A 19,797-nucleotide genomic window follows, 5' to 3' on the forward strand; every position below is an offset into this window, starting at 1 on the left:
AATGAGCCCCAGCGAAAACCAGCCCGACGTCGATCTCGTAATACATGCACGCTGGATAATTCCGGCTACCGATGACCAGGCGATTCTGGAAAACCACAGCATAGCGGTGCGCAATGGCAGTATTGTCGGGCTGCACCCGACCCCTGATATAGCACGGCATTATAGCAGTGCGCGCCGGGAATTGACGCTGGATCAGCATGCGCTGATCCCCGGCCTGATCAACGCACATGGCCATGCCGGCATGACGCTGATGCGCGGCATAGCCGATGACCTCCCCTTGCAGACCTGGCTGCATGACCACATCTGGCCACTGGAAGGCAAGTGGATCAGCGAAGAGTTTGTCTACCAGGGAACGCAGCTGGCCATTGCTGAAATGATTCGCGGCGGCACCACCTGTTATGCCGATATGTATTTTTTTCCTGAGGCCAGCGCCAGGGCTGCCAGCGAGGCGGGTATTCGTGTCCAACTGGCAGCGCCTGTCATCGATTTCCCGACACCTTGGGCAGCCGATGCCGATGAATGCATCAGCAAGACCACGGAGCTGCACGACGCCTGGCGTAACAGCGAACTGGTCAGTACCGCGTTTGGCCCTCATGCGCCCTACACTGTGTCTGACGAATCCCTGCGCAAGGTCCTTACCTTCGCTGAAGAGCTCGATCTGCCTATTCACATGCATGTGCACGAAACTGCTTTTGAAGTTGAAGACGCGCTCAAAAACACGGGGCAACGACCGATACGGCGCCTGCATGATCTTGGTCTGCTGGGCCCCCGCCTGCTCTGTGTACATGCCACCCAGCTGGATGACGACGACCTGGCGTTACTGCAGCAGACCTCCACTCATGTGGTGCACTGCCCTGAATCCAATCTGAAACTGGCCAGTGGGTTCTGCCCGGTACACCAATTGCAGACCACCGGTATCAATGTCGCATTGGGCACCGATGGCGCGGCCAGCAATAATGATCTGGACATGTTTTCGGAAATGCGCACAGCGGCCTTACTGGCCAAAGCCTGTGCCGGTGATGCCAGTGCGCTGCCAGCCTACGGTGCCCTGCAGATGGCAACCATTAATGGCGCCAGAGCGATGGGCCTCGAGCATTTGACAGGGACACTGGAATCGGGCAAACGCGCCGATATGACGGCAGTCCGCCTCGACAGCCTGAACGCCATGCCGGTTTATAATCCAGTGTCACAACTGGTGTATTCAACCCAGGCCAGCCAGGTCAGTCATGTCTGGGTCAATGGCAAAGCCTTGTTAGACGACGGCGAACTGACCACTATCAATCGGCGCCAGATACAGGAGTTGGCACGCACCTGGCAACAACGATTGCAGCACTCAACCAACGATGGAGAAAATGCATGAATGCGCAGCACGGCAATCGCGATGACGCAGAAATACGCAAATTCGAAGCCCTGGCCGCGCGCTGGTGGGATCCCAACAGCGAATTCAGGCCACTACATGAAATAAATCCGCTGCGTATGGGATTTATCAGCGGCAAGATCAATCCTGCCGGCCAGCATTGTATCGATATTGGCTGTGGCGGTGGCATTCTAAGCGAAGCCCTGGCGCATCAAGGCGCTCAGGTCACGGCCATCGATCTGGCTGAGGCATCACTTGCGGTTGCCCGCCTGCACAAACTGGAAAGCGGTCTCGATATCCGCTACGAGAACATAGCCGCCGAAACCATGGCTGAGCAGGAACCCGGGCAGTACGATATCGTCACCTGCCTGGAAATGCTCGAACACGTGCCCGACCCTGAAGCGATCGTGGAAGCCTGTGTCAAACTCGCCAAACCCGGCGGCCATATCTTTTTTTCCACGCTAAACCGGAATCCAAAATCATGGCTGTTTGCAATTGTCGGTGCCGAATATGTTCTTAATCTGCTGCCCAAAGGCACACATGACTATGCCAAGTTCATCAAGCCGTCTGAACTGGCTTCATGGTGTCGTCATTACGGCCTGGAACAGGGTGAACTGACCGGGATGGGTTACAACCCGCTGACAAAGCGCTACCGTCTGCAGAATGATATTGATGTCAATTACCTGGTTCACTACCGGAAGCCGGCATGACCACGATGACCGGAAATCAGACTGCGGCCGTGCTTTTTGACCTGGACGGCACCCTGATTGACACCGCGCCAGACTTTAGCGCCGTCTTGCATCAGCTGTGCGCGGATCAGGGCGTGACACCCCCGAGCGATAACGCCATTCTGGCCACGGTTTCCAGCGGTGCCCGGGCCCTGGTGGAGCTGGCCTTCGGCCTGCGACCGGATGCGCAGGGCTTTGATGCGCTGTTTCAGACGCTGCTGAATCAATACATGGACCAGCTCCAGAACACGCGCTCCGTGCTGTTTGCCGACATGGACGTGTTATTGGGCCAACTGGAAGCAAGCGGCATAGCCTGGGGCGTTGTTACCAACAAGCCTGAGCGTTTCAGCATCCCGTTAATGCAGCGACTTGATCTGGCACATCGCTGCTCGATTCTGATTTGCCCGGATCATGTCAGTCAGACCAAGCCCCATCCCGAACCGCTGCTACTGGCATGCGACCGCCTGGGCTGTGATCCGGCCCACAGTATCTACGTGGGCGATCATCCACGCGATATCGAGGCTGGTAATGCTGCCGGTATGCGCACCATAGCAGCCGCCTACGGCTACCTGCCGCCCTTTCCTGCCATCAGTGAGTGGGGAGCAGACCACATTTCGCCATCGGTTGCTGACATTGCACTCTACCTGAGCAACCATCTCATTTTTTCTGCCCAGAAAGGACTCACTCATGAAAATTGAACCCGCCCGCAACCATGACAACAGCGACACCGAGAACACCGCGCTGACAATTCCGGTCAATGACAGCTTGCAGGGTCGCACCATACTGGTCACGGGTGCCGGCGACGGCATAGGTAAGGCCGCAGCGCTCACCTATGCGCGTAGTGGCGCGACAGTGATTCTGCTTGGGCGTACACAAAGCAAACTGGAGGCTGTTTACGATGCCATTGCCAGTGAAAAGCTACCCGAAGCTGTCATTCATCCGCTGGATCTGGCGATCGCAGGCAGTGAAGACTACGACGTACTGGGTCGATCCATTATTGATCAGTTCCCGGCGCTGGACGGCCTGCTGCACAATGCCAGCGAACTGGGCGCGCTGGGGCCCATCCAGTACTACGCACCGGAAAGCTGGATGAAGCTCATGCAGATCAACGTCAATGCTGTTTTTCTGTTGACCCGCGCGCTATTGCCAGCGCTGGAAAAATCCGACGAAGCCCGCATTCTGATGACCTCCTCCAGTGTCGGCCGCAAAGGCCGGGCATACTGGGGCGCCTATGCGGTCAGCAAATTTGCCACCGAAGGGCTTATGCAGGTGCTGGCCGATGAGCTGGCTGACACTACCAATATACGCGTCAACAGCATCAATCCGGGGGCCACTCGCACAGAAATGCGCCGATCCGCCTATCCCGCGGAAAATCCCTTGTCATTGCCCACGCCCGAGTCTTTGATGCCGGCCTACCTGCACCTGATGCAGGCTGCCAGTCACCCTCTGCATGGTCAGGCCATCGATATCCGGACGTTATTGACTGAACTGTCCGCCAAGTAAAACGGGTGATGCCAATACCCGACGGCAAACTGGCACTCCCGGAACGGCAAGCGTCAGTAAACCGGCAATTTATTGCCGCTGATGCTTGCCAGCTTTTGCACTCAACCCTCCGCCGGTTCTTCCAAAGCATTAAAAAATCCTGTACCACGCTGTATTTATTACCTTTATTTAGTACTTAACAATTCTGGCACAATAATCGCTTGTCTTCGGTAGACGCTAACTCCGGAGACTCACATGGCTATGCCACTCAGCTCGGCCACAGCAGTAGAAATTACGACACAGGGGCGTGCCCAACTCACGCTGCTTCCGGCTGCCAATGAGTATCAGCTGCCCGACGGTAACAAACCGCTGTCGCAAACGCGTTACCGCCTGTTGACCAAACTGCAGACATCTCTGGACCTGAACACAATACTGTCGCTTTTCCACGAAGAAAGCAGTGCGCTGGTCGACTATTGCGGCCTTGTCTACGTCAACGAAACCATGAATCTGCAATTGTCTGTAGGCGACGTCGAGCTGCACAGCTGCAGCTATCGGCTGATCACCCAGCGCGACAATCTCGGCGAGATCGTGCTTTACCACCAGGCGCGATTCAGTGAGCCAGATCTGGACACTATTGAGACCCTGTTAAGCACCCTGCTCTGTCCGCTCCGCAATGCTTTGCAATACCGTGCCGCTATTGATGCCTCCACGACCGATGCACTGACCGGGGCCGGCAATCGTCTGGCCATGATGGCCGACCTGGACCATGAGTTAAATCTGGCGCGCCGTTATCAGCACGACCTGTCAGTACTGGTCATTGATATTGATAGATTCAAGAAGATAAACGACACCGAAGGTCACGCCACCGGCGATACCGTGCTGAAGGAAATGGTGCGTCTGATCACCAAGGTCAATCGCAACACGGATCGGGTCTATCGCTATGGTGGCGAAGAATTTGTGGTCCTGCTGAGTAAAACTGACAAATACGGCGCGCTCGTTATTGCTGAGCGCTTACGAGAGGCTGTTGCCGGTCTCAGGGTTTGCGCCGATACAGGGTCACTAAGCATTACCATCAGCATCGGCGCCTCGACGTTCACTGACAGTGACACCACAGAGGGTCTGTTAAAGCGGGCAGACAAAGCCATGTACGAAATAAAAAACAAGGGCGGAAATGGATCCGCTTTCAAACCGGGTGACCAGGGGAACGTTTGATGACTGCGTATCTGCACAGCACATTAGAAAACACGGAACAACAACCTGCGACAAAGGATGCACAGGCATCACTCAAGCGTAAACAACGAGAGCAGGAACTGCGTCAATTGCTAAGCGAAAACCTTGGCGGAACTCTGGAAATTTCGGCACTGCAGCAACGCCTGTTGAACAGCATGACCAGAGGCGTTGCACTGGACGGTCTGCATTATCACCATGAGGCACTGGATGTTGATATCCGCATTGGCAAACAGTCATCACACAGCTGCGGCTATCGCCTGTTATGCACCGACGAATACCTGGGCGAAATCGTTTTTAAACGCAATCGCAAGTTTACCGAACGTGAACTGCAACTGATTGAAGCACTCATCCCTGCGCTGGTGAGCCCGCTTCGCAACAGCCTTCGCTCAAAGCAGCAATCCGCTACAGACACACCAGTCCGCTGATTAATACGGTAACGCTGCTGATATCGCGTCAGCAGCGTTCAACACTAGCCACGACCGGGACGACCATCTTTACGCTTTCTGGCAACGGTGCGCTTTCTGGTAGCAACAGGTGGCGTCATCCCTACCGTCTCGTATAACCCTGCGATCTCCGCATTCTTCATTTCGTAAAACTGACCCTTCTTGACCCGACTGGGAATAAACACCGGCCCATATCGAACACGTTTCAGCCGACTGACCTTGACCCCTTGTGACTCCCACAGCTTTCTTACTTCACGATTTCGTCCTTCCATAATCACAACGTGGTACCAGCTGTTGCGTCCTTCACCAGCAAAAAACTGAACATCGGTAAAGCGACAAAGGTGCTCTTCAATCATCACCCCTTTCTGCAGATTGGCAATCATCTCGTCACTGACATCACCCAATACCCGCACGGCATATTCACGATCGATATTGGCAGAGGGATGCATCAGACGATTGGCCAACTCTCCATCGGTGGTAAACAACAACAGACCGCTGGTATTGAAGTCCAATCGGCCAACGGCAACCCAGCGTCCATGCTTGATCATGGGCAGGTGATCATAAACAGATTTTCGGCCTTCCGGGTCACGACGCGAACAAATCTCGTTTTCCGGCTTATTGTAAACAAGAACGCGTGGCGCGCTATTGTCAGGCGCCGTATTGGAGACTTTTTTGCCATCGACAATCAGTTTGTCGTCAGGACCGGCCCGGTCACCCAGCGTTGCCACATTGCCATTCAGGCGCACACGCCCCTGACTGATCCAGCTTTCCATTTGTCGACGCGAGCCGAACCCGGCACGCGCCAATACTTTCTGGATTTTTTCATCCTGTACAACATCATTCATTGTCGTTTTCCTGAGAGCCGGAGACATCAGAGTCTCCCGTCGCTTCATCTTTTTTGCGGCCGTAGCCAAGAATGTCATCAAGCGGACGCCTGGCCAGTGCCATGGCTTCGTCCTCATCCAGCAACTCTGGCTGTTCGCCGTCTTCGTCCACGTTGTCTTCGTCGACCGGCTCTTCCGGTAACACCAGCACCCGCCCTTCGTCGTCGCTCAGGTCAAGCTCCGGATTCAATTGGTCCAGGTCACGTATTTCAGACAACGGTGGCAGTTCCTGAAGATTTTTCAGATTAAAGTAGTCGAGAAAATGGCGCGTGGTGGCAAACATTGCAGGCCGGCCAGGAACATCCCGGTGCCCTACGACACGAATCCATTCACGATCCAGCAAGGTCCTGATAATAGTTGAGCTGACCGCGACACCACGGATCTCTTCGATATCACCGCGGGTAATCGGTTGCCGATAGGCGATCAGGCCAAGCGTTTCAAGCAATGCGCGCGTGTAGCGCTGTGGCTTTTCTTCAGACAGGCGTGATATCCACGGACTCAGTTTCTGTCGAACCTGAAAGCGGAATCCTGAGGCAACTTCCTTCAATTCAAAGCCCCGGCCCTCGCAGTCCAGTGCAATAACATTCAGAATTTCCCTGATCTGTTCATTCGTGGGACGCTCCCCTTCCACGAACAGTTCAGACAACGCGGTTACTGACAGTGGCCGCCCCGCGCTCAGCAGCAAGCCTTCAATGATCTGCTGAAGCATCTCTGGCTCAAGCGCCTGCACGGGATAGGTTACGTCCTCAAAAGCGGCATCGGCTTCCTGCGTGTTGTCGATGTCGGCGTCATTGCCTGTGCTCATGTTGTCACTCGTCATGTCAATAATCTGTAAATGGTTGGCGTTAGCTTCGGGCCTTGATGTGGATAGGCGCAAATGGTTCACTCTGTACGATGTCGACCAGCGAGTCCTTGATCAGCTCCATCACTGCCAGGAAAGTCACCACCACACCCAGGCGGCCCTCCTCACGCATCAGCAAAGATACCAGTGGAACGAATTTTTCAGATGACAGACGCACCAGGATTTCTGCCATTTTCTCGCGTGTCGATAAGGTTTCGCGCTGTATCTGATGGTGCTCAAACATATCTGCACGCCGTAAAGCACCTGAAAGCGCCATCAGAATTTCCTGTAACTCAACAACAGGGTCAGGTGTATTACGTTCCAGCTGCGGCCCCTGAGCTCCAGCCAGAAAAACATCACGATCCAGCCGGGGCATCTGATCCAGGTCTTCCGCCGCTTTCTTGTAGCGCTCATATTCCTGCAGTCGACGAATCAACTGGGCACGCGGATCCTCTTCATCATCTTCTTCCTGGGTACTGCGCGGTAACAGCATGCGCGACTTGATTTCAGCAAGCATGGCTGCCATGACCAGATACTCAGCGGCGAGTTCAAACTGGTGAGACTCCATCAGGTCGACGTACGCCATATACTGCTCGGTAATCAACGCGACATCGATATCGAGAATATCAATGTTCTGGCGTTTAATCAGGTACAACAACAGGTCGAGTGGTCCTTCAAACGCTTCCAGGAATACTTCCAGTGCATCTGGTGGTATGTACAGATCCTGAGGCAATTGAGTGATCGCTTTACCGGCAACATACGCAAACGGCATTTCATGTTGTGGTGGTGCGGCCACAATCTGAATATCGTTGCTATCGGACGATTCTGCCTGTTCGCTCATCACAAATTTCTCCGTTGCGTCCGCTCTAACGGTACGACAACCCCATGGCTTCCCGGACATCCTGCAGGGTTTCGCGAGCGGACTCCCGCGCCTGCTCACATCCTTCGGCGATAATGCTGCGTACAATATCCGGGTCTTTCTCGTATTGCCGGGCGCGCTCCTGTATTGGCTCCAGTTCAGCTGCCACGGCATCAATCACTGGCTTTTTACAGGCCAGGCAACCGATCCCGGCACTGCGGCAACCCTGTTGCACCCAGGCCTTAGTGTCGTCATCTGAATAAACGTCGTGTAATTGCCAGACTGGACACTTGTCCGGATCACCGGGGTCTTTGAGGCGCACCCGGGCCGGATCCGTGGGCATGGTATTGATCTTTTTTGCCACATCGTCAATCGGTTCACGCAAGGCAATGGTATTGCCATAAGACTTGGACATTTTCTGGCCATCCAGACCGGGCATTTTAGCTGCCGGGGTCAACAGAGCCTGGGGTTCGGCGAGAATCATTTTGCCACTCCCCTCAAGGTAGCCCAGCAAACGCTCGCGATCACCCAGAGAGATATTCTGCTGCTCTTTGATGAGCGCCTGCGCCCGTTCCAGCGCGTCATGATCGCCCTGCTCCTGATAGGCCGTTCGCAGATTGTTATAGATCCGCGCCGCCTTTTTACCCATTTTCTTCACCGCCGCTTCGGCGTTGTCTTCGAAGCCGGGCTCACGACCATATAAATGATTAAAGCGACGCGCGACCTCCCGGGTCAGTTCCACATGTGCCACCTGATCAGCGCCCACGGGTACCTGACCGGCGCGATATATCAGTATGTCAGCACTTTGCAGTAACGGATATCCCAGAAAGCCATAGGTTTCCAGGTCCCTGTCACGCAGTTTTTCCTGTTGATCCTTGTAGCTGGGTACACGTTCCAGCCAACCCAGCGGTGTCATCATCGACAGTAACAGATGCAGCTCTGCGTGTTCTGGCACTCTGGACTGAACAAAAATCGAAGCGGAACCCGGGTTAACACCCGCGGCTAACCAGTCAATGACCATACTCAGAGCATTGTCACCGATCACCTGCGGGGTCGCATAGTGAGTGGTCAGTGCGTGCCAGTCGGCTACAAAAAAGAAACACTCGTACTCGTGCTGCAATTTTACCCAGTTTTTCAGAACACCGTGATAATGACCCAAATGCAGCTGTCCTGTCGGACGCATACCCGACAACACCCGTTTCTGCGATTCCACTGTAGACAAACCCCTTCCCTCTGCCAGCTGAGTGCCAGCCAGTCAAATATAGTTAATACCTTAGCATTATCGCACGAAACACAGCGACAACCGCATCATCCTGTAATTCTGAACTTATCCGGATCAGGTAAATGGAGCCGGATCACCTTTGCCGACACGAACCACCACCGGTGCCCCGTCAACCAGGTCAATGACTGTTGATGGTTCAATCCCACAGGCGCCACTTTCAATAATCAGATCAACCAACTTGCCCAGCTTTTCTTCAATGTCATAAATTTCGGAAAGCGGCTGATCGTCGTCAGGCAGTATCAGACTGGTGCTCAATATCGGTTCGCCGACAGCTTCCAGTAATGCCTTTGCCACCGGATGCTCGGGGATTCGCAGACCGATTGTTTTTCGTTTCGGGTGCATCAGCCGACGCGGCACCTCAGCGGTGGCTGCCAGAATGAAGGTATACGGGCCTGGCGTGTACGCCTTTAACAATCGATAGGCGCTGTTGCTGACCTTTGCATAAGTGGCAATCGCCGACAAATCAGAGCAGATCAGCGTCATATTATGTTTTTCGCCGAGTTTGCGGATACGACGCACACGCTCCAGCGCGGCTTTATCGCCTATGTGGCATGCCAGCGCATAGGTCGAATCAGTCGGGTACACAATAACCCCGCCTTGCTGCAGGCACTCTGCTGCCTGTTTTATCAGCCTGGGCTCGGGGTCAACTGGGTGAATTTCCAATGATAGTGCCATACCGAATCGCTTTCTCTTTCGTGAATCCTGTAACCTGAAAAAAGAGCAGCCGCCGTATCAGCATTGCCTTCCGGACAACGATTTTCTATCATGCCGGTGGCTGCAAACCGGCAACAATAACAGGCCGCTTTGCCAAAGTCGATGACTTGATCCAAGCCCCCATGCCATAGCTGCTGACACCTGCAAAAGGAATATTATGTACTACGCCATTATCAGTGAAGACGTTGACAACAGCCTGCCCCTGCGCATTCAGGCCAGGCCCGCCCACCTGGTCAGAGTGGAAGCGCTGAAAGCATCCGGCAAACTCGTTATTGCCGGGCCGCATCCAGCCATTGACGATGAAAACCCTGATGCGGAAGGATTCTCCGGCAGTCTGATCATCGCCGAGTTCGACTCGATGGCGGCAGCCGAAGCCTGGGCGGCGGATGACCCCTATGTCGCGGCGGGTGTTTACAAAAAAGTGACCGTTAAACCCTTCCGTCAGGTCCTGCCCTGAACGTCGGAGCCAGACTACTCTGAACCCGCGCCCGAACCCAAGACAGGGCCCGCCCGGAGTCTAGGGGGTCGGCGCCGGGCGGAGATCGGGGTAATTCTCATTGAGAACGGCATTCCAGCTCTCCAGCTGTCCCGCTTTCTGAGCCCACAAGGCACTGATATCGCCGGATATTGTGATGCGCTCAATGATATCGCCAGCACGCAGACTATTGACAACATCCATACCCTGAGTCACCCCACCGAAGACTGAATGCAGGCCATCGAGATGTGGCGTGCGCACATGCGTGATGAAGAACTGGCTGCCCTCTGTACCGGGCCCCGAATTAGCCATGGAGATCACACCCGGTCGATTGTGGCGCAAGTGAGTCTCACCGCTGAAGCGATAACCCGGCGTTCCGGTGCCGGTACCCAGTGGATCGCCACCCTGAATCATGAAGCGCGGCTCAAACCGATGAAAGCTTAAGCCATCGTAAAAGCCACGACGAGCGAGGTTAACAAAGTTGGCAACGGTCGTCGGCGCTGCGCGCGCGTTCAACTCCAACTCAATTTCTCCCTTACTGGTACTGATAAGCGCCGATAAAGGCTGGCCAAACGCATTTGGCACAGGCGCCAGCAGCGTCACCGCCAGCAAAACAATAGACACAAGATTGCCTGTTTTCATGATATAGCCTCCTCCAGCGGGTCCTTCTGTTGCAGTAGCGACAGCGTAACCGGCGCATGGTCCGAAAAATACGCGTCAGTATATATGGTTGCCGACGCAACCGCAGGCGCCAATGCCGGGCTAATGACATGATAGTCGAGCCGCCAACCAACATTTTTGGCTCTGGCCTGCCCCCGGTTGGACCACCAGCTGTACTGGCCTTCTGATTTATTTACCAGTCTGAACGCATCAACAAAACCCAATTCGTCATATAACTGGTCCAGCCAGGCCCGCTCCTCCGGCAGAAACCCGGGGTTCTTGCGGTTTGCTCGCCAATTTCTGAGATCAATCTCCTTATGACACATGTTCCAGTCCGCGCAAATCACATAATCTCTGCCATCAGTGCGCAATGCCTGCAAGTGCTGCATAAACAGGTCCAGAAAACGGAATTTAACTGCCTGCCTGACTTCACCACTGGAGCCTGAGGGCATATACAGCGAGATCACGCTAAGGTTGCCAAAATCAGCCTGAATAAAGCGACCTTCTCTGTCCGCAAAATCCCAGCCCAGGCCTTTGATCACACGGTCGGGTTTCTGCCGACTGTAAATGGCGACACCTGCGTAACCCTTTTTCTCTGCATCATAGTAGTGGCAATGATAGTTCTCTGGAAAGAATGGGCCTTCCCGTAGTTGCGCCTCGTGTGCCCGAGTTTCCTGAAGGCAAACCACATCCGGCGCATGCTGCTCCAGCCAATCAAAGAAGCCTTTTCTGGCCGCAGAGCGCACGCCGTTGCAATTAAACGTGGTGATGCTGATCTGTTTACCGCATTTCATCGTTTAAACGTTACTTTCTATCGGAAATGTGAATATTTAACCATATATGTGTTACTTATAGCCCCATTTGTGTTACTATGCGCACAGTTACTGAGGTGCACAACGCCAAAAGTAACAAAAACCCAAATATGAACGTCTCACCCACAAGGAGAACACCTCATGAGCGAACTTATCATCAGCGCACGAGCCGCATTAGTTACTGCAGCCATCGTTACCGCGTCTGTTGCAGTCCCTGTTCTGACCATTCTGGCAGCGCAGTAAAAATAAGCACCTGGCGATAAACCCGCTGCATTCAGAGGATTATCACTAGGGGGTCTTACAGACAGCCCACCCTGAACGGGAGCTTATTATGATAGATCAGATCAGCCACGAGTCTGCAGGCGTATTGATGTTGAATATGCTGGCCGTGACTCTGTTTTTAGCATTACCCGCGTGGACGGTTTTTACAGCATCAGCCCTCTGAACTTTTCGTCTCGATTGAAAAGTCAGCTACCGGGCTGGTGCACATTTTTCAGCTTATCCACGAAATGACAAGGCTTATGCCGACTGTCCAGTTGTTGTTCGATCAACCCTTCCCATGCAGTACGGCATGCCCCGGTCGACCCCGGCATGCAAAATACGATAGCGCCATTACTCATTCCTGCAAACGCCCTTGACTGTACTGTTGAACTGCCAATCTCGGCATGGGACAGGTAGCGGAAAATCTCACCAAAACCATCAATATGCATATCCAGTAACGGCGTCACTGCCTTGACTGTATTGTCTCGCGCCGTGAACCCTGTTCCCCCGGTGACCAGAATCGCCTGCACCTGGTCGTCAGCAATCAGGCTCGCTATCAACGCTCGCAATTTGTAGGTGTCATCTTTGATAATGATTTTGTGGAGGAGACGGTGACCTGCATTTTCCAGTTGTTCCGCCAGATAACGGCCGGAACTGTCTGTGTCTTCGGTGCGCGTGTCGGAAACCGTTACAACGGCGGCATTTACCGCAATAGAGTTACTGCTCATCAGTGACCTGTCAGCCTCCTGTCATGTTCATCAGGCGCACCGGTTGTGCGTAATCCTGTTCATAAAAATGATGTCGCTCCGGTTTCAGGTCCATTGCCGCAATTATGGCCTGCTTCAACGCATCGCTGACGGGCGTTTCGCTGGCTCGTTCCAGACTTGCCAGCTCGTCCTGAATCGCGGCGTCACTGCCCTGCCGCAGCACCGAGCGCAGATCGGCGGAGTGCTCGTTGCCCAGACACAGCAGCAGGCGCCCTTCGACGGTGACGCGCACGCGATTACAGTCAGCGCAGAAGTTATGTGACATGGGGGATATAAAGCCAATACGACTTTTTTGACCCGGAATCTGAAAATACTTGGACGGGCCTGCTGTGGTTGCTGCGCTGTTAACCAGCGTGTAACGCGATTCAATTCGCTCACGGACCCAGTCATTGCTGCACACAGTATCTTCACGGGCATGGTCTGAGGCCTGCCCCAGCGGCATTTCTTCAATAAACGCGATATCAATATCGTGATTTACCGCATAATCGGTCAGAGCAAGAATTTCATCCTCGTTGTAACCTTTCATGATCACAGCGTTAAGCCGAATTCGGTCGAAGCCGACTTTGCGTGCGGCCTCAATGCCCGACAGCACCTTGTCCAGGCGCCCTACGCGCGTAATACGTTTGAAGCGCTCACTATCAAGACTGTCGATGCTGATGTTGATGCGATTCACCCCGGCATCCCGCAATGGAGCCGCCAGTTTGCCCAGCTGAGCGCCATTGGTTGTCAGCAGTAGCTCCTGCAAACCGGGCAAGCGACCCAATGCCTGAATAAGCGACATCACGTTGTTACGCACCAGGGGCTCGCCGCCCGTCAGCCGAAGTTTGGTGACACCCAGTTCGGTAAACGCACGGCCGACACTGTAGATCTCTTCCAGCGTCAGCACCTGTTGGCGAGGCAAAAATTGCATGTCTTCAGTCATGCAGTAAACACAACGGAAATCACATCGATCAGTCACTGACAGCCGCACATAATCAACTCGCCGACCAAAGCGGTCGATCAGCGAAGGTGCTTGTGCTGTATCAGTATCATCAGGTCGGGGCATAAAAACTCGAATTCTTTAGTAGCATGGGCCTACTGACTGCATCAGGGCAGCGCATCGGCAATTTGCATTTGCAGCCGGACCGGCTCATCGTCGGAGAGTTGCAGTGTCGGCGATCGCACCTGGAAGTCTCCTGATTGTACATCGGCTGACCCACTGAGCGAAACCGTCGCCACTATGGTGACTTCCTCAGCTGAAGAGAGATTAAAGGGTCCGACAGCATTGGCATCCGACAAGCTAACCACCGCAGGCAGATCGGCGACTGTCAGCACCTGTGCTGCCAGAGGCGGACCTGTCATCTCAACATTACGTGCGGACACAAACACCCGGGTATCAGGCGCAAACTCCAGTTCCGGCTGCAGCGACAGACTGATCTCGACTCGTGGACCCTGAAGACTATCAATCGTTTCTCCGGCCGCAGCCATTCGCTGCTGAGCCTCTGCCATCATCTGTTGCAGAAACTGCCTGTCATCCTGATTCCGGGACATGCCCAGCAATTGTTGCCAGTACGTTATTGCACCCTGATAGTTTTCATTCACAAAGGCATCAGCGCCCAGCAGTTGCAGCACCGATTGTTCTGCCGGGTTCAGGCGTTGAGCCTGATCAATAATTGCCTGGACTTCCTGTGTTATCTGTTGCCCGGAAGAAATGTAGGCAGCCTGCGCGTACTGTCCCAGAACAATAGCCCGATCCTGCTCATTTTCAATATTCGCCGCTGCCCGCTCAAACGCCTGGGCGGCCTCATTTATCTGACCGAGGCTGACCAGATGTCGAGCCAGGTAGTACCAGGCCCAGCCGTTCCGGGCGTCTTCCTCGATAATTGCACCCAATTCAAAAATCAGGTCTCGAAGCTCTTCCGGATCACCCTGGTTATCCCGACTGCGTTCAAATACATCCGCGATCTCCAGGTCTCGCTCAAAACCCCAGACGCCGTAGAGATAAAATGCCAGCGGCAGCATCAGCACGATGGTTAATACCGGTAGCAACCGTGACGGTGCCAGCAATGCCGAAAACCCGGGCGTTTGTGCTCGTGCAGGAGCCGATTCTTTCTCTGCTGTTTCCGGTTTAATATCTGCCAGCAGGGTTCGTTGCAGTTCTGCTTTTAGTGCCTGATACTGCTCGTCATCCAGAGCCCCGCCCTCACGCTCTGCATCCAGCTCGGCCAGTCTTTCCTCAAAAATCATCAGATTCGCCGAGTCCCGATGAAATTGCCCACCACTAACCGCATGTTTCTGTTGCATCGCAAACCGCACGACCGGCACCAGCACAAAAAGTACCGCGAGCAACATGAGTAGCAGACTGACTATCCAGAACAAATTATCACCTTCTTGGCAGTGGGAGGGGTTGGTAAGGGCGTCTTAGCGCTAGTCCTGTCCTGTTTTCGCTTTTTCAGCAAGAAGCTGTTTTAGCCGGACTTCTTCATCGTCGCTGAGCGACCCGGATGCTTGCGGGGTTTCTTTGCCGCTTCGTTTCATAATCGAATACGCAGCCCAGATACCGATGAGCAAGAACAGCAACGGACCAAACCAGAGCAGAACTGTCTCCAGCGTCAGTCGTGGTCGATACAAAATAAAGTCTCCATATCGGGCCAGCATGAACGCTTCAATTTCCTGATCCGTCTGCCCCTCAATGATCATGCGATAGATTTCGCGTCGCAGATCCGCAGCAACGCCACCTGGCGAGCTGGTCAGATTGGCGTTCTGACACATGGGGCAACGAAACTCGTTGGACAGAGCACGGAAGCGCTGCTCCTGCTCTGCCGTTTCAAACTCATAAACATCAACCGCCGCCTGTGTGTCTTCGCTGTGCAGTGGTATCAGCAACACGAGTGATAATAGCAAGGCGAAGCTTTTTAGTAATGAACGACGCATCATGAACCTGCCTCGGCCTGCACGGCATCAATAACGGGCAAAATTTCCTCGTCCCATGACTGATAATCAATCACACCGATATGTTTGTATCGAATGACACCCTGTGCATCAACAATGAAGGTCTCAGGTGCACCATAAACACCCAGGTCAATACCATAGCGCCCGGTGTCATCAATAATGCTCAGCGTGAACGGGTTGCCATTATCGTCCAGCCACTCGCGGGCAGCAGCGTCTGTATCTTTATAGTTCACACCGATAATGGGAATGACATCTGCTTCCTTGGCTGCCATGAAAATCGGGTTCTCCTGCAGACATGGCAGACAGTAACTACCCCATATATTAAGGATGAACGGTTCATCAGGCAGGTCCTGCACAGACAGCAGCTGATCGCCTGTTTCCAGCGCTCTGAGCTCGAACTCGGGCAAGGGTCGGTCCAGCAGCATCGATGGCAATGTGCGCGAATCAAGGTACAACCCCCGCCACATCAGCACTGCCAGCGCAGCAAACCCAATCACGGGCAGATACAACTTCAGGTTCTTCATGACGTCAACTCCCCGCCATGCTGTGTCGGTGCCGGGTCAGATGCAGTTCCATGAGAAGTCCCATCAGGACCGACACTGACTGCTTCCCCGCGCCGGACTTTGTAACGTCGATAACGTTTGTCGGTGACCGCGAGAATACCACCCAGAGCGATGAATAATGTTCCTATCCAGATCCAGCGTACAAAAGGTTTTACATACAGACTCATGGTCCAGGCACCACTGGCGCGTGGGTCCCCCAGAGACACAAACAGGTCACGGAAGAATCGACCGTCTATTCCCATCTGCGTGGTGGGTGTGCCACTGGCCGTGTACAGACGCTTCTGCGGATACAGATCAAGCATGTAAGTATCGCCACGAATCACCGTGATGGATGCTTCGTCAGCAATAAAATTGGGACCTTGAACCGGCTCGGTGCCGTTAAAAACAAAGGTGTAGTTGCCCAGTTCCGCGCTCTGCCCTGGCTGCAGCAACACGCTGCGTTCGATACTGTAAATACTGGTCAGACAGGCGCCGGCCATGGTCATGACAAAACCGAAATGCGCCAGTTGCATGCCCCAGTAGCTTAGCGACAAACTCTTGAGTCCGGCCAGCCGGGTTGCCTTGTTGCCGGATTTACTCCAGAGATCCCTGAACATGGCAAACATCACCCATAAGGCCAGCACTACGGTGCCGATGGCAGCCAGTGGTACTTCCAGTGTCAACACAACTGGAATGGCGACGCCCAGTGTCAGCGCAGCAATCAGTACCTTCATCAACTGTTGTCGCAAATAACTGGCCGATGTTTTTTTCCATCGGCTGATGGGGCCAATGCCCATCAACACCACCAGAATTCCCATCAGCGGAACAAAAATTGTATTGAAGTACGGTGGTCCGACAGAAATAAGGTCACCACCGGTGGCGGCCTGATAGACGATGGGGTACAACGTGCCCAGCAGTATCGCAGCACTGGCCACAACCAGAATCATATTATTGGCCAGCAGGAAAACTTCTCTGGACCAGGAACCAAAACCGAATTCGCTTTTGAGTGCCGGGGCCCGCATCGCATACAGCAATAACGAACCACCAATTATCAGACCCAGGAAACCCAGAATATAAACACCGCGGGTCGGGTCAGTAGCAAATGCATGCACCGACGTCAGCAACCCCGAACGCGTAATGAACGTGCCCAGCAGACTGGATGCAAATGCCATGATGGCCAGCAGCACTGTCCAGCTTTTAAACACACCGCGCTTTTCGGTCGCCGCCAGCGAGTGAATCATGGCGGCCCCCAGCAACCAGGTAATCAGTGGTGGATTCTCTACCGGATCCCAGGCCCACCAACCGCCCCAGCCCAATTCGTAATACGCCCACCAGGAACCCAGAGACAGACCGAGCGTCAGAATCGCCCATGCCGCATTGGCCCAGGGCCGACACCAGCGCGCCCATGCTGCATCCAGACGACCGCTGATCAGCGCCGCAATGGCAAAGGCAAACACGACGGAGAAACCGACATAACCCATGTAGAGCGATGGCGGATGAATGATGAAGGCAAAATCCTGCAGCGCCGCATTCAGGTCAGCTCCATCAGCGGGAGCCAGTGGCAACACCCGGTCAAACGGGTTCGAAGTCGCCAGCATGAACAGGGTATAACCGACACAGATAAGGCCCATGATGGACAGCACACGGGCAACAAAATCGTCGGGCATGGCCTTGCTGAACACTGTGACCGCCAGCATCCACGCCGACAACATCCAGGTCCAGAACAGGAAAGATCCTTCATGACCACCCCAGACTGCGGTAATCTTGTACTGTATGGGCAATGCCGAGTTGGAGTGATTGGCGACAAATGCCACAGAAAAGTCATCGGTGACAAAACTGTAACCAAGAATCAGCAGGCTGATAGAGAGAAACACAAAAATGCCGGCAGTGAGCGGGCGCGCCAGTTTCATCCACAGCAGGTTGTCGCGTGCAGCACCAATCATCGGAATCACGCCCAGAATGATGCTCAGGCAGAATGCCAGTATCAGGGAGAAATTACCGAGTTCAGGAATCATTGATAGCTCCCCTGACCCTGCGCTGGCGCCTGACCCATGACCCGTTCCCGCTCTGCCGCGTCCATCGCAGCTTTGACTTCGACAGACATGTAGTTTTCATCGTGACGAGCCAGCACACGCGACGCAACAAACTGCCCTTCGGGTGTGACGCTGCCTTCAGCAACAATACCCTGCCCTTCACGGAACAGGTCCGGCAAAATACCGTTGTATTGCACATCAACATCGTTGGCATAATCCGTGGCTACAAAATTGACCTGCAACTGCTCTTCGCTGTGCAGAATGGAACCTTCCTTGACCATGCCACCTATGCGGATTCGTTGCCCCGGTGCCACTTCACCTGCGGCAATCTGTGTCGGCGTATAAAAAAGATCTATGTTTGAGCTGAGTGCGTACAGCGACAGACCGATGGCCACGCTCAGGCCAGCCGCGATGAACAGGATGATACCCAGGGTTTTTTTGCGATGCGCTTTCATCCTTCACCTCTGCTATGGCTGTCTTTACGGCGGGCAGCCTGAACCGTCAACTCTGCGTCGCGTTGCGCGCGGCGCTTCTGCTCGCTTACAAACTGTTTGCGCTGTAGTCCCGGCAACAGCAGATTGTAACCCACAAAAACCGCAAACAGCAGGTAAACCACCCACACGTGAAAGCTGTACGCGCCCATCTGGATGAATTCGCTAACGCTGGAAAACTGCAATGTTGGCATTTTGGTCCCCGACTCCCCGGATACAAGGTGAATAGCGAGCTGATTCGTCTAATTGCGCATCAACCCTGGCTGCGTGCAACTAATTCGGTCACCCATTGCGACCGGCGCTCACGCTGCAGAATTTCATTGCGTGTGCGTAAAATAAGCGAAATCACAAACAGCAGATAAACCGCCGCAATCATGATCAAGAGCGGCACCCATATCTCCGGCGGATTCGGCGCGGTGGCGTCCATGGAGATTGTGCTGGCGGGCTGGTGTAAGGTGTTCCACCATTCCACCGAATATTTGATGATGGGCACATTGATGGCGCCGACAATAGCCAGCACAGCACAGGCTTTGGCTGCCGCATCGGTACTTTCAATAGCTGAACGCAGTGCTATCACGCCGACAAACAGGAAAAACTGGATCAGCATCGATGTTAATCTGGCATCCCAGGCCCACCAGGTGCCCCATATCGGCTCGCCCCAGATCGCCCCTGTGGCCAGCGCCAGGCCGGTAAACCAAAGCCCTATCGGCGCCACACATTTGGCGACCATGTCGGCCAGTTTCATTTTCCATACCAGCGTGATGGCACCAGCAATTGCCATCAGTGGAAAGCAGGCCAGAGAAATACTGGCTACCGGTACATGCACGTACATGATCCGGATTGTATTCCCCTGCTGGTAATCTTCCGGCACAAACAAAAGCGCCCAGGTCAGGCCCACCAGCATCAGCACCGCCATGGCGGCGTAGAGCCAGGGCAGCCACTTGCTGGACAATTCATAGAACCAGCGTGGAGACCCCAGTTTTGAAAACCATAACCACATAGTTG

General features: G+C 54.1%; 22 protein-coding genes and 1 pseudogene. 7 read left to right on the forward strand and 16 right to left on the reverse strand.

The window, feature by feature from the left end:
- The first annotated feature begins 1 nt into the window (after position 1).
- The 6 genes from PHACT_RS01655 to PHACT_RS01680 all read left to right on the forward strand — a co-directional run bounded on the left by PHACT_RS01655 (position 2) and on the right by PHACT_RS01680 (position 5,222).
- On the forward strand, positions 2-1,360 hold the full coding sequence (locus tag PHACT_RS01655; RefSeq protein ID WP_070115629.1) for a TRZ/ATZ family hydrolase: 1,359 nt from the start codon (positions 2-4) through the stop codon (positions 1,358-1,360).
- The gene (gene ubiG, locus PHACT_RS01660; protein WP_070115630.1) at positions 1,357-2,067 is read left to right on the forward strand and encodes a bifunctional 2-polyprenyl-6-hydroxyphenol methylase/3-demethylubiquinol 3-O-methyltransferase UbiG; all 711 of its coding nucleotides are present in this window, start codon (positions 1,357-1,359) and stop codon (positions 2,065-2,067) included. The genes PHACT_RS01655 and ubiG overlap by 4 nt, the downstream gene beginning before the upstream one ends.
- On the forward strand, positions 2,064-2,783 hold the full coding sequence (locus PHACT_RS01665; protein WP_070115631.1) for an HAD-IA family hydrolase: 720 nt from the start codon (positions 2,064-2,066) through the stop codon (positions 2,781-2,783). Before ubiG ends, PHACT_RS01665 begins: the two co-directional genes overlap by 4 nt.
- Positions 2,773-3,588 carry a YciK family oxidoreductase gene (locus PHACT_RS01670; protein ID WP_083264255.1) on the forward strand — a complete coding sequence of 272 codons (816 nt, stop codon included), beginning with the start codon at positions 2,773-2,775 and terminating at the stop codon, positions 3,586-3,588. The genes PHACT_RS01665 and PHACT_RS01670 overlap by 11 nt, the downstream gene beginning before the upstream one ends.
- Positions 3,589-3,822: 234 nt before the next feature.
- Positions 3,823-4,779 carry a GGDEF domain-containing protein gene (locus PHACT_RS01675; protein WP_070115632.1) on the forward strand — a complete coding sequence of 319 codons (957 nt, stop codon included), beginning with the start codon at positions 3,823-3,825 and terminating at the stop codon, positions 4,777-4,779.
- Positions 4,779-5,222, forward strand: coding sequence for a hypothetical protein (locus PHACT_RS01680; protein ID WP_070115633.1), 444 nt, complete (start codon positions 4,779-4,781; stop codon positions 5,220-5,222). Before PHACT_RS01675 ends, PHACT_RS01680 begins: the two co-directional genes overlap by 1 nt.
- A 44-nt stretch (positions 5,223-5,266) precedes the next feature.
- Here the strand turns inward: PHACT_RS01680 and rluB are convergent, their stop codons facing one another.
- The 5 genes from rluB to PHACT_RS01705 all read right to left on the reverse strand — a co-directional run bounded on the left by rluB (position 5,267) and on the right by PHACT_RS01705 (position 9,781).
- Positions 5,267-6,085 carry a 23S rRNA pseudouridine(2605) synthase RluB gene (gene rluB / locus PHACT_RS01685; RefSeq protein ID WP_070115634.1) on the reverse strand — a complete coding sequence of 273 codons (819 nt, stop codon included), beginning with the start codon at positions 6,083-6,085 and terminating at the stop codon, positions 5,267-5,269.
- Positions 6,078-6,854, reverse strand: a complete 777-nt coding sequence (scpB, locus tag PHACT_RS15935) for an SMC-Scp complex subunit ScpB (protein ID WP_317622271.1) — start codon at positions 6,852-6,854, stop codon at positions 6,078-6,080. The genes rluB and scpB overlap by 8 nt, the downstream gene beginning before the upstream one ends.
- 115 nt (positions 6,855-6,969) lie before the next feature.
- Complete coding sequence (locus PHACT_RS01695) at positions 6,970-7,806, reverse strand: segregation and condensation protein A (protein WP_070115635.1); 837 nt, start codon at positions 7,804-7,806, stop codon at positions 6,970-6,972.
- 25 nt (positions 7,807-7,831) lie between these two features.
- Positions 7,832-9,046 carry a tryptophan--tRNA ligase gene (locus PHACT_RS01700; RefSeq protein WP_211284377.1) on the reverse strand — a complete coding sequence of 405 codons (1,215 nt, stop codon included), beginning with the start codon at positions 9,044-9,046 and terminating at the stop codon, positions 7,832-7,834.
- A 114-nt stretch (positions 9,047-9,160) separates the two neighbouring features.
- On the reverse strand, positions 9,161-9,781 hold the full coding sequence (locus tag PHACT_RS01705; protein ID WP_070115636.1) for an L-threonylcarbamoyladenylate synthase: 621 nt from the start codon (positions 9,779-9,781) through the stop codon (positions 9,161-9,163).
- A 196-nt stretch (positions 9,782-9,977) separates the two neighbouring features.
- On the opposite strand from PHACT_RS01705, the gene PHACT_RS01710 reads away from it, so the two are divergent.
- Entirely contained in the window at positions 9,978-10,277 is a 300-nt protein-coding gene (locus tag PHACT_RS01710; RefSeq protein ID WP_070115637.1) for a YciI family protein, read from the forward strand.
- Between the two features lie 60 nt (positions 10,278-10,337).
- Here the strand turns inward: PHACT_RS01710 and PHACT_RS01715 are convergent, their stop codons facing one another.
- The 11 genes and pseudogenes from PHACT_RS01715 to ccmC all read right to left on the reverse strand — a co-directional run bounded on the left by PHACT_RS01715 (position 10,338) and on the right by ccmC (position 19,792).
- Complete coding sequence (locus tag PHACT_RS01715) at positions 10,338-10,937, reverse strand: peptidylprolyl isomerase (protein ID WP_083264256.1); 600 nt, start codon at positions 10,935-10,937, stop codon at positions 10,338-10,340.
- Positions 10,934-11,749, reverse strand: coding sequence for an exodeoxyribonuclease III (locus PHACT_RS01720; RefSeq protein WP_245730545.1), 816 nt, complete (start codon positions 11,747-11,749; stop codon positions 10,934-10,936). Before PHACT_RS01720 ends, PHACT_RS01715 begins: the two co-directional genes overlap by 4 nt.
- A 485-nt stretch (positions 11,750-12,234) precedes the next feature.
- Complete coding sequence (gene moaB, locus PHACT_RS01725; protein WP_070115638.1) at positions 12,235-12,756, reverse strand: molybdenum cofactor biosynthesis protein B; 522 nt, start codon at positions 12,754-12,756, stop codon at positions 12,235-12,237.
- A gap of 10 nt (positions 12,757-12,766) precedes the next feature.
- Positions 12,767-13,840: a GTP 3',8-cyclase MoaA gene (moaA, locus tag PHACT_RS01730; RefSeq protein ID WP_070115639.1), complete on the reverse strand. Its 1,074-nt coding sequence runs from the start codon at positions 13,838-13,840 to the stop codon at positions 12,767-12,769.
- A 41-nt stretch (positions 13,841-13,881) separates the two neighbouring features.
- On the reverse strand, positions 13,882-15,153 hold the full coding sequence (gene ccmI / locus PHACT_RS01735) for a c-type cytochrome biogenesis protein CcmI (protein WP_139141400.1): 1,272 nt from the start codon (positions 15,151-15,153) through the stop codon (positions 13,882-13,884).
- A 48-nt stretch (positions 15,154-15,201) separates the two neighbouring features.
- Entirely contained in the window at positions 15,202-15,711 is a 510-nt protein-coding gene (locus tag PHACT_RS01740; protein WP_083264257.1) for a cytochrome c-type biogenesis protein, read from the reverse strand.
- Positions 15,708-16,250, reverse strand: a complete 543-nt coding sequence (locus PHACT_RS01745) for a DsbE family thiol:disulfide interchange protein (RefSeq protein WP_070115641.1) — start codon at positions 16,248-16,250, stop codon at positions 15,708-15,710. The genes PHACT_RS01740 and PHACT_RS01745 overlap by 4 nt, the downstream gene beginning before the upstream one ends.
- Before the next feature lie 71 nt (positions 16,251-16,321).
- A pseudogene (locus PHACT_RS01750) lies at positions 16,322-18,283 on the reverse strand (heme lyase CcmF/NrfE family subunit); the annotation flags it as partial.
- Positions 18,280-18,756 carry a cytochrome c maturation protein CcmE gene (gene ccmE / locus PHACT_RS01755; protein WP_070115643.1) on the reverse strand — a complete coding sequence of 159 codons (477 nt, stop codon included), beginning with the start codon at positions 18,754-18,756 and terminating at the stop codon, positions 18,280-18,282. The pseudogene PHACT_RS01750 and the gene ccmE, both read right to left, overlap by 4 nt.
- Positions 18,753-18,986, reverse strand: a complete 234-nt coding sequence (gene ccmD, locus PHACT_RS01760) for a heme exporter protein CcmD (RefSeq protein WP_083264258.1) — start codon at positions 18,984-18,986, stop codon at positions 18,753-18,755. The genes ccmE and ccmD overlap by 4 nt, the downstream gene beginning before the upstream one ends.
- A gap of 59 nt (positions 18,987-19,045) precedes the next feature.
- Positions 19,046-19,792, reverse strand: a complete 747-nt coding sequence (ccmC, locus tag PHACT_RS01765; protein ID WP_070115644.1) for a heme ABC transporter permease CcmC — start codon at positions 19,790-19,792, stop codon at positions 19,046-19,048.
- Positions 19,793-19,797: the final 5 nt, after the last annotated feature.

The sequence above is a fragment of the Pseudohongiella acticola genome, from assembly GCF_001758195.1.
GTDB lineage: Bacteria > Pseudomonadota > Gammaproteobacteria > Pseudomonadales > Pseudohongiellaceae > Pseudohongiella > Pseudohongiella acticola.

What these genes read in the sequence shown, in the direction of transcription:
- PHACT_RS01655 (WP_070115629.1), top strand. Translation starts at nt 2, where the DNA reads ATGAGCCCCAGCGAAAACCAGCCCGACGTCGATCTCGTAATACATGCA.
- ubiG (WP_070115630.1), top strand. Translation starts at nt 1,357, where the DNA reads ATGAATGCGCAGCACGGCAATCGCGATGACGCAGAAATACGCAAATTC.
- PHACT_RS01665 (WP_070115631.1), top strand. Translation starts at nt 2,064, where the DNA reads ATGACCACGATGACCGGAAATCAGACTGCGGCCGTGCTTTTTGACCTG.
- PHACT_RS01670 (WP_083264255.1), top strand. Translation starts at nt 2,773, where the DNA reads ATGAAAATTGAACCCGCCCGCAACCATGACAACAGCGACACCGAGAAC.
- PHACT_RS01675 (WP_070115632.1), top strand. Translation starts at nt 3,823, where the DNA reads ATGGCTATGCCACTCAGCTCGGCCACAGCAGTAGAAATTACGACACAG.
- PHACT_RS01680 (WP_070115633.1), top strand. Translation starts at nt 4,779, where the DNA reads ATGACTGCGTATCTGCACAGCACATTAGAAAACACGGAACAACAACCT.
- rluB (WP_070115634.1), bottom strand. Translation starts at nt 6,085, where the DNA reads ATGAATGATGTTGTACAGGATGAAAAAATCCAGAAAGTATTGGCGCGT.
- PHACT_RS01695 (WP_070115635.1), bottom strand. Translation starts at nt 7,806, where the DNA reads ATGAGCGAACAGGCAGAATCGTCCGATAGCAACGATATTCAGATTGTG.
- PHACT_RS01705 (WP_070115636.1), bottom strand. Translation starts at nt 9,781, where the DNA reads ATGGCACTATCATTGGAAATTCACCCAGTTGACCCCGAGCCCAGGCTG.
- PHACT_RS01710 (WP_070115637.1), top strand. Translation starts at nt 9,978, where the DNA reads ATGTACTACGCCATTATCAGTGAAGACGTTGACAACAGCCTGCCCCTG.
- PHACT_RS01715 (WP_083264256.1), bottom strand. Translation starts at nt 10,937, where the DNA reads ATGAAAACAGGCAATCTTGTGTCTATTGTTTTGCTGGCGGTGACGCTG.
- PHACT_RS01720 (WP_245730545.1), bottom strand. Translation starts at nt 11,749, where the DNA reads ATGAAATGCGGTAAACAGATCAGCATCACCACGTTTAATTGCAACGGC.
- moaB (WP_070115638.1), bottom strand. Translation starts at nt 12,756, where the DNA reads ATGAGCAGTAACTCTATTGCGGTAAATGCCGCCGTTGTAACGGTTTCC.
- moaA (WP_070115639.1), bottom strand. Translation starts at nt 13,840, where the DNA reads ATGCCCCGACCTGATGATACTGATACAGCACAAGCACCTTCGCTGATC.
- PHACT_RS01740 (WP_083264257.1), bottom strand. Translation starts at nt 15,711, where the DNA reads ATGATGCGTCGTTCATTACTAAAAAGCTTCGCCTTGCTATTATCACTC.
- PHACT_RS01745 (WP_070115641.1), bottom strand. Translation starts at nt 16,250, where the DNA reads ATGAAGAACCTGAAGTTGTATCTGCCCGTGATTGGGTTTGCTGCGCTG.
- ccmE (WP_070115643.1), bottom strand. Translation starts at nt 18,756, where the DNA reads ATGAAAGCGCATCGCAAAAAAACCCTGGGTATCATCCTGTTCATCGCG.
- ccmD (WP_083264258.1), bottom strand. Translation starts at nt 18,986, where the DNA reads ATGCCAACATTGCAGTTTTCCAGCGTTAGCGAATTCATCCAGATGGGC.
- ccmC (WP_070115644.1), bottom strand. Translation starts at nt 19,792, where the DNA reads ATGTGGTTATGGTTTTCAAAACTGGGGTCTCCACGCTGGTTCTATGAA.